Here is an 8,435-nt window from a genome sequence, read left to right on the forward strand (position 1 = left end):
CATCTACCACAATATCCAAGAGCAGTTTGGAGTGCTGTCGAGCCAATGGTGCCAGCGCGGGCAGGACAATCTTCTGGGCTGTATCAGAGGCGGCAGAAATCCGTAACCGCCCGGCAATTTCACCCACACCACCGGCCACCATTTCCTCGGCAGTCTCCGCCGCTGCCAGCATCTCCACGCATTTCTCATGGTACAGCTGCCCCGCCTCGGTAAGCGACAGGCTGCGCGTAGTGCGATTAAGCAGGCGTACACCCAACTCCTCTTCAAGCTGACTGACTGCCGAACTCAGCACTGAAGTCGCTAAATCCAGTGCGCGGGATGCGGCTGAAAAAGAGCCGTGCCGCACCACCATCGCAAACAGTGCCATCCGTCTTAATCGATCAAGTTGCATAGTATTGTTCTGTTTAAGCGAAAGATGGTTTAGATCATAGCCTATTTTTCACACCACCGAATCGGCCTAAAGTTCACTCATCGGATTTCAAATCATTCCTGTGAGATCAACATTGTGAGTGCAAAACTACATTACATCTTCGACCCACTATGCGGCTGGTGTTACGCCGCCAGCCCACTACTGACTGCACTGAAGGATCGCTTTGGCGATGAGCTGGAACTGGTCTTTCATCCTGGCCTTTTATTTGCGGCACCTAGAACGATAGAGCAGCCCTACCGCGAACACATCATCAGCGCGGATTTGCGTATAGCCGCCGTTGCTGGCGTTGAGTTCGGAGCAGCCTATATCAAACGTGTGCGCACTACGCCGGTTTTACGCTATCACTCTGAACTACCTGCCGCAGCAGTATTGGCAACTCATTTCCTAAATCCAACAGCGGGCTTGCGCATGCTCGAACTGATTCAACAAAGCCACTACCAATTGGGCGAAGACGTGAGCGATATCGCCACACTGAACACGCACGCACAGACACTAGGATTGGAGGCGAAAGCTTTTGCACAAGCGCTGGAAAACCTTCAACACAGCCTGCCCACTATCGCAATAGAAGCGCGCAACCTGATGCAAACAGTTGGCGGCAATGGTTTCCCCACCTTGGTATTGGAGCAGGATGGCGAATTTCAAAAGCTTGACCACAGCAGCACTTATGGAAAGCCCTATTTACTGGCCAAGCATGTTGCGCAGCTTGTTGCTGCGTAATGATTTTTGCTACGTGGCGCGCGGGTAATACCCTGTGCCTTTATATTTAAAAAACTATTAACAACGTATTTATCCACCGCATCAGCAAACTTTCTAGAGGTTATTATGAAAATTTTTTCCAAATTAATTCCAACAGGTGCACTGTTAGCCATGGCGGCTTTATCTGCAAACGCAATCAGTACAACATTAGAAACAACCGTATTTAATCCTCAAGAAAAAAGTATGTTCCCGGTGAGTTCAGTATTAATTACTGGCCCCAAGGAAGCCATTTTAGTTGACGCGCAATTTCAACGAAATGATGCGCAATCAGCTGTTAAGTTCATCAAAAAATCGGGTAAAAAATTAAGAACGATTTATATTAGTCATGGTGATCCTGATTATTATTTTGGTTTGGATGTGATCACCGCCGCCTACCCAAATGCCAAAGTAGTTTCCACAGCGAATACACAAGCTTATATCAATGGATCAATGGAAGGAAAGAAAGTATAGTGGGGGCAGATGGTGAAAGAAAAAGGGAGGGAAAAAGTGGTAGTGACAGAAGTGCTGGAAGACGAGACACTAATGATTGATGGTGAAAAGGTACAAGTTGTGGGTATTGATGGCCACGATCCCAAACATACCTTTGTGTGGATTCCCTCCACCAAAACCATGTTGGGTGGTGTAGTAGTATTTAACAACATGCATGTTTTTTTAGCGGATACACAAACGCCCGAATCACGTCAAAAATGGTTTAAAACCCTCGACAATATTGAAAAATTAAAACCCAAAACTGTAATTCCAGGGCACATGTTGGGCGATAAGCCGATGACTATTGATGCCGTTAACTTTACTCGCCAATACATTAAGGACTTTGAAGTCGCTGCTAAGTCATCAACCAATTCCGGTGAATTAATTGCCAAGGTGAAAACCAATTACCCAACTATTGGTGGCGACAGCATTTTAGGGTTAAGTGCGAAAGTTATTATGGGTGAAATGAAGTGGGGACAGTAGTCACATAGTAGTGTTTTTAACTTTTCGAACTGCATGCCAGTTCGAAAAGTTTTTCGTATCTCTACGCTCAGGATTAACCCATGCGCCAGACTCAGATATTGATAAGTACTTTCGTAATTTTGTTTATGCTTCAGTCATGCCCCTCCCTCTCAACAGCATCTACCTTAACTGCTGACAATTATGAAACATCAAATGCCGGGACAAAAACAATGACCAATCTTGATATTGTAAAAAGCACTTATGAAGGCAAAAGCTCTGAAGAAAATGGCAAAAACCTCAAGCGGTACATAACTTCTGACACACTGTGGACCGAAGCCGAAGGTTTTCCTTATGCAGGAACTTACCAAGGATTTGATGAAATTGAAAAAAATGTTTTTGCCCGTTTAGGAGGTGAATGGAATGACTACAAATTTGTTGTGGAAGACTACGTTGCCGCTGGCGACAAGGTTTTTGCTTATGGCACTTATAGCGGAACCTATAAAGCTAGCGGGAAATTTTTCACAGCCAGAGTCGCGCACCTTTGGATACTTCACAATGGCAAGATAAAAAGCTTTGAACAGTTTGTTGATAGCAAAACGGTTAGGGACGCGATGTAAATAACTAATCGATACAGCACTAATATCGATCGCACCCGGATTCACCCATCACATATCCATACGGGCTAATCGCATAAGCAAGCTCCGCGTAACCTTTTTCAGCCAAGTGCGAGGCAAACTCGATGGCTTCAACATCGTTTTTTCCCGCTATTAACACTGTGTCGCGTGCGGGAATAAAAATGATTGGAGTATCGCCAATCATCTGTGCAATCTCAGCAATTTTTGTGGGGAACGCCAATAGGGAAGCGTCGTAGTTACCGTCAACGCGGAAACGATACAGTTTGCCTTTTCCTTGGGTATCAATCGGCTCTAGTTGTGCATTGCGCTGTGCAAAATGCATTTTGAGATATTCCAACCCCAGCTGGTTTAACTGCTCGCGTTGAATGCCGAATTTTTCCAATGATTCTGGACTCAGATATTGCATACCAGTTTCAGTATCCAACACGTATAACAAAAATAAATCCTGGTTGATGGGTTCGTAACAGAATGGCAAATCACCACCTGTGAATCCTGCATCTTGTAATTGCTGTTTACTCGCCGCAATAAAATCGGCGGAACGCACTACCGGCAAAATATGCTCGCGGGTTTTCGCGGTTTCCGGTTTCACAATGGATTCAAAACTGGCGAGCTGCTCGTTGATGACAACTTCCAAAGGCCGCGAGCCAGAGCTATAGGCACTATAGGCGTTACCTAAATGTTTATTCACTTCAAAACCATTCACGTTTTTAATGGTGATCGTCAGCTCATCACTGAATTGTATTTGCGCCTGCGGATAATGGGTGAGCAATGATTTGCAGTACAAACCGGTAAATTCCGTTTTGCTCAACAGAGATGATGCCTTGCTATAACCGCCGAAGTGATATCCGATAAAACAACCTGCAATAACCGGCAACGACACCAACAAAATTAATTTCAATTGATCAGTGCGAATACTTAACCCGAAAATCGCTATTCCCGCAGCAACCACCGCAATCATGGCTATCACAATCAAAGCGGTACACATCCAGGTAGCAGCACTGGCTTTTAATTTTGCCCCGCAGTGTGCGCAATTGCAGGTCAGCGAATTAATACCATTACACCAAGCGCCAAACGAAATGGGGCTCTGGTTACAGTGCGGACAATTTTTCATGGTCATCTCCGTGTTGTTAATTTATTAAATTCAATCGCGCTGCCAAATCGTCAAAACGAATGGCATTAATTCCATTGCTAAACTGCATCGCATCACCTGAATAGACCAAGTGCGCATTCGCCATTTGTGGCGATAATTCCATAATCCGTTTGAGTCCTTTGAGCAATTCCGGTTTATAGGTTGAACTGGATTTTATTTCTATCGGCATTAACTGCCGCCCTTGTTGCAACAACAAATCGGCTTCAAGGCCGTTGCTATCGCGGAAAAAATAGATATTGTCAAGCTTGCCTTTGTTATAGAAATTTTTAAGCACATCGATAACCACAAGATTTTCAAATAGTTGGCCAATTAGCGGATCACGTGCGACTTGTTGTGGATTTTCTATACTAAGTAAAAAACACAACAAGCCAGTATCGATAAAATAGTACTTCGGTGTTTTTATCACACGCTTGCCAAAATTTTCAAAATAGGGGGGCAATTTGTAAAGAATAAAAGAGGCTTCCAAAATGGAAAGCCAGTGCTTGATAGTTGTAGCACTCACACCAACATCACCCGCCAGCGACGAGTAATCCATCAGCTGCCCTACCCTGCCCGCAACCAACTTCATAAATTTTTGAAACTGGGCAACGTCTTTTAAATTAATCAGCTGGCGAACATCGCGCTCGACATAAGTCTGGTAGTAATTTGCATAGGCTGTTGACGTACGCTGTTGCTGATCATAAATACGCGGCAGAAATCCTTGATATATGTAATCTTCCGCTTTGGCAAAACCCAAATCGTTATCAACCAATTCCGCGATGGAAAATGGCAGTAGATGAAGAATGGCAGTGCGCCCAGCAAGAGACTGCGCAATCGCCTCGCGCAAGGCTAATTGATGTGAGCCGGTAAGCACATAGCGCCCGTTCTCGCGTTGGTTGTCCACCGCCACTTGCAGGTAGCTAAGCAACTCAGGCAAGCGCTGGATTTCGTCAAAAATAACCTTACCGGGATATTGCGCCAAAAAGGCCTTGGGGTCGTCTTGGGCAAAAGCGCGGGTTTCAGGATGCTCCAGATTAATGTAGGCATAGTCAGGCAATAGCTGCCTGGCAAGCGTGGTTTTACCTGCCTGACGCGGCCCAAGAATGGTCACTATTGGGTATTCACCCAGTAATTGGAGAAATTCGGGTTCTATGTGGCGTTTAATCATGAAGCAAGGCTATTCTATGTAATTTCAAAGTTCAACTTCTAAATTACATAAAATTGCGATAAATCTTGTATGAAAAGCCAGCGTTTAGGGGATTAGGTCGGAGTTTTCGGCCAGCGAATCTGCGCCCTCGCTCCACCTAAAATTTGCGGTTCGACAAACTGCGCGGTGCCCTGGTGCCATTGCATGATGCGTTTGACAATCGCCAGGCCTAAACCAAAACCGCCAGTGGCGGAACCGGCTGTATTTTCATGTTGCTCTTCATGGTACAGACGAACGAAGGATTCAAACACTCGCTCACGTTTATCGGCGGGGATGCCAGAGCCGTCGTCTTCTACGGCAATAATATATTCACTTTGCGTTTGCATGAGTTCAATTCGAATGCGCGATTTGGCGTAGCGCGCGGCGTTGTTGATGAAATTCTGCAACACCGTTTCGATCAATTTCCACTCGCAGATAAATTCGGCATTGTCAGTGTTATCACAAATGTCCAACTGTAAATGACGTTGATTGTGACGGACAAAGCGCAGTTGCAATTCATCGAGCAGGTCGCGCATATGGCCGCTGGTTTGTTTCAGCTGTTGGGTTTTTTGCTCAAACCCGGCATAGGCCAAAAGCGCGCTGATTAGCGATTCCATTTCGGCAATATCTTGTTCCACGCTGCGCAACTGGCGTCGATCTTTATCGTTGAGTTTTTCCTCTTCAATCATAGCCAAGGCAAATTTCATCCGTGCTAAAGGTGTGCGCAATTCATGGGAGACAGCGTTGGTCATTTCGCGGTGCGATGCAATTAATTCGCGCAACCGTTGCGCCATATGGTTGAAGGCTTGTGCGAGTGGGTAAAGCGTTGACGTGGGCGAAATTTTTAGCGTTTCCGGTACGTCATCCTTGCCCAACATGCGGGTTTGGCTTTCCAGTTTTTTACTGTCGCGCGAGAGTGGCCAAACCCATAAATAAATTACCAGTGCAATGGCGAGGTAAAACACAATTAACAGCAGGCGATAAAACGGTGATTCGCTTTCATCGCTCACTGGTATGCTGAGCATAACGACTTGATCAGTTTGGGCGAGACGTTTGTACCAGATAATGTCGCCATTGCTGCTCGCCGCAAGAATTTTTCCCGCATGCAATTCATGCATAGCTGCCGATTGTGCCAGATCATCAAGCGGTAATAATTCGAGCGAGAGATTTAATTGTGCACTGAGTTGCTGCGCTAACTGCGTGTAGCCAGCATCAGATTGTGGCTGTTGCGTTAATAAGTCATCTTCGATGAGCGCGAAGAGTGCGTGAATTTCCGCCGTCGGTTCCTGCTCGGGCGCCACGCTTTCCCAAAACTGGTTCAAACCCCAGCCGATTAACACCACTGAAGCGACGATAAAAAAGTAGAGGGAAATAAAGGCACGATTCATGGTTGGATTAGAAGTCCGCGATTATTTCCAGGCATCCGCAATAAACAAATACCCTTTGCCCCAAATGGTTTTGATCCGCGTCGGGTTATCCGGATTATCGTTTAATTTTTTGCGCAGCTGCGAGATACGGACATCGATAGTGCGATCCAAACCATCGTATTCGCGATTGTAGATGTGGTTGAACAAAAATTCGCGGCTGAGGATTTGCCCGGCTTGCGCCGCGAGCGCTAATAACAAATCGTATTCGTGGCTGGATAACACCACTTCTTCACCGCCGAATAACACTTTGCGCGCAGTAGGTTGAATACACAATTCACCAAATACCAGGGCCTCTTGCTCGCGTGGATCATTCTGGTAGTAGCGACGCATAAGCGCGCGAATGCGGGCTAGCAACACGCGCGGTTCGGCGGGTTTAATCACATAATCATCAGCACCGTATTCCAAACCCAGCACCTGATCCAAATCCGAATCGCGCGCGGTGAGCATTAAAATTGGGCCTTTAAATTGCGGGCGCAATTCTTTGCAAAGTGTCAACCCATCTTTTCCCGGCAACATCAAGTCGAGCACAATTAGCGCCGGATTTAAATTCTGCGTCTGGCGAATAACACGATTGCCGTTTTCCTCGATCGCAACTTGAAAATCATTGCTCTCCAGAAAATCTTTTACCAGCTGAGCCAAACGGCGGTCATCCTCAACCAATAAAATCAAATTGTTTTGCGACATCGATTTGAATCCTGCTGAAAGAGATAAAACGATTTAACGGTTTACAGGAGTAACACTGTTTTTAACCAAGCTACCTGTATGCTAGAACAATTATTTGCCTTTTAGGCAAGCCTGTAGTTTTTGTTTTGCCATTTGGCTTGAGTGCCACTCCACTTGTTCAATAATTTCGCCGTTATATTCCAGACGAAAATTGATTTTTTCCTCCATAGTCTCCAGCGCTGCTTCAATGGTAGGTACGGCAAATACAATCAGGGGCTTTTCATCACCCACTAAATTTTCCTGGCCAAGATCCCAATGGAAGGCTTTTACTTTTGCCGGAGGTTCATCATTTTGATAAAGGGTAAGTTCAATGGTGCCTGGTTTTTCTGGAATCGGAAATTTACCACTGCCGTTTGCCGCGTCAGCAAGATTTGAGAAGGCCAGGAGGGCGCCTTTATAAGAGCCACCTGGGCCCATTAACGCAACTATATTGCCCTGCTTGTTAAACAGTGCAGTGCAATATTCACCTTTTTTTGCATTGGAATTAGCTTGAAAAAATTCCCAGCTGCCCTGCTCCCAAGCTTTGTATTCTGTACTCTCCAGTGCATTTTTTACATTGCCGTCAATGGCTTCTTTAACATTAATTTCCTTTTTGCTGGTATCCATAATGCCGCCAAGGACATCAAAATTACTGTCGGCGGCGGCCGTTTTTTGTTTGTGATCGGCTACACAAGTACTGCCTTGCGCGATCATACCACCTGGGCAGTTGGCTGCGCTTACCTCGGCAGAAATAGAAGCGGCTAGAAAAATACTGGCGAGAATGCTGGTTAAATATTTCATGTTATCCTCCTGTTAATCCGGAACTTCCGCAAAACCGCTGCAGGTAAAACTGGCGTCGCCCTCGGCCCATACGCGGACGTCGGCAACACGCCAAGCCGAACTCTTGTCCGGAATGAAAATGAATTGGAAATTGCAGCGCGAATAAATCCCTTCCTCCCAAGCAGCGCCAGACTTCATATCCATCACTACCGATTTATTGCTGAATTCATTTGCATAATCCAAAAAGCGCATATTGCCCGCCTCATTAACAACAGGGTTGCCCATTTTTTTAACAACATCCGCTTCAGTTTTGCCGAGCCACACCTGAATTAAATTCACTTCAAAACGATTTAACTTCCGCTTGCCCTGAATTTTTGCCGCTTCGTCTTTAAAATCAAACTCAGCTTGCATGTCGGCGAGATTTGCTTCCAAATCCTCTTTCATAGTCTGCGCTGCTGAT

At 45.7% G+C, this 8,435-nt stretch carries 9 protein-coding genes and 1 pseudogene; 3 read left to right on the forward strand and 7 right to left on the reverse strand.

All coding sequences use genetic code 11. From position 1 onward, the window contains the following. On the reverse strand, positions 1 to 391 hold a 391-nt coding region (locus ACWA6V_RS12560), incomplete at its 3' end, for a LysR family transcriptional regulator (protein ID WP_449522813.1). A gap of 114 nt (positions 392 to 505) precedes the next feature. On the opposite strand from ACWA6V_RS12560, the gene ACWA6V_RS12565 reads away from it, so the two are divergent. From ACWA6V_RS12565 to ACWA6V_RS12575, 3 genes and pseudogenes are all read left to right on the forward strand, one after another. After that, positions 506 to 1,147, forward strand: coding sequence for a DsbA family protein (locus tag ACWA6V_RS12565; RefSeq protein WP_449522814.1), 642 nt, complete (start codon positions 506 to 508; stop codon positions 1,145 to 1,147). Positions 1,148 to 1,369: 222 nt separating this feature from the next. Further along, positions 1,370 to 2,137: pseudogene (locus ACWA6V_RS12570) on the forward strand (MBL fold metallo-hydrolase). An 80-nt stretch (positions 2,138 to 2,217) separates the two neighbouring features. Next, entirely contained in the window at positions 2,218 to 2,733 is a 516-nt protein-coding gene (locus tag ACWA6V_RS12575; protein ID WP_449522815.1) for a nuclear transport factor 2 family protein, read from the forward strand. Positions 2,734 to 2,752: 19 nt separating this feature from the next. Here ACWA6V_RS12575 and ACWA6V_RS12580 read toward each other — a convergent pair whose 3' ends face one another. The 6 genes from ACWA6V_RS12580 to ACWA6V_RS12605 all read right to left on the reverse strand — a co-directional run. Further along, entirely contained in the window at positions 2,753 to 3,862 is a 1,110-nt protein-coding gene (locus tag ACWA6V_RS12580) for a hypothetical protein (RefSeq protein ID WP_449522816.1), read from the reverse strand. A gap of 16 nt (positions 3,863 to 3,878) precedes the next feature. Continuing rightward, positions 3,879 to 5,048 (reverse strand): ATP-binding protein, encoded by a 1,170-nt coding sequence (locus tag ACWA6V_RS12585; RefSeq protein WP_449522817.1) that lies wholly within the window; start codon positions 5,046 to 5,048, stop codon positions 3,879 to 3,881. Between the two features lie 92 nt (positions 5,049 to 5,140). Then, a complete protein-coding gene (locus ACWA6V_RS12590) occupies positions 5,141 to 6,454 on the reverse strand; it encodes an ATP-binding protein (protein WP_449522818.1) in 1,314 nt (437 codons plus the stop codon). A 21-nt stretch (positions 6,455 to 6,475) separates the two neighbouring features. Further along, on the reverse strand, positions 6,476 to 7,177 hold the full coding sequence (locus ACWA6V_RS12595) for a winged helix-turn-helix domain-containing protein (RefSeq protein ID WP_449522819.1): 702 nt from the start codon (positions 7,175 to 7,177) through the stop codon (positions 6,476 to 6,478). A 90-nt stretch (positions 7,178 to 7,267) separates the two neighbouring features. Beyond that, positions 7,268 to 7,996 (reverse strand): hypothetical protein, encoded by a 729-nt coding sequence (locus ACWA6V_RS12600; protein WP_449522820.1) that lies wholly within the window; start codon positions 7,994 to 7,996, stop codon positions 7,268 to 7,270. A gap of 12 nt (positions 7,997 to 8,008) precedes the next feature. After that, a partial coding sequence (locus ACWA6V_RS12605; RefSeq protein ID WP_449522821.1) for a hypothetical protein occupies positions 8,009 to 8,435 on the reverse strand: 427 nt, incomplete at its 5' end.

The organism is Cellvibrio sp., from assembly GCF_053579595.1.

Coding starts and splice junctions, on each gene's coding strand:
- ACWA6V_RS12585 (WP_449522817.1), bottom strand. CDS start 5,048: ATGATTAAACGCCACATAGAACCCGAATTTCTCCAATTACTGGGTGAA.
- ACWA6V_RS12595 (WP_449522819.1), bottom strand. CDS start 7,177: ATGTCGCAAAACAATTTGATTTTATTGGTTGAGGATGACCGCCGTTTG.
- ACWA6V_RS12600 (WP_449522820.1), bottom strand. CDS start 7,996: ATGAAATATTTAACCAGCATTCTCGCCAGTATTTTTCTAGCCGCTTCT.
- ACWA6V_RS12590 (WP_449522818.1), bottom strand. CDS start 6,454: ATGAATCGTGCCTTTATTTCCCTCTACTTTTTTATCGTCGCTTCAGTG.
- ACWA6V_RS12575 (WP_449522815.1), top strand. CDS start 2,218: ATGCGCCAGACTCAGATATTGATAAGTACTTTCGTAATTTTGTTTATG.
- ACWA6V_RS12580 (WP_449522816.1), bottom strand. CDS start 3,862: ATGAAAAATTGTCCGCACTGTAACCAGAGCCCCATTTCGTTTGGCGCT.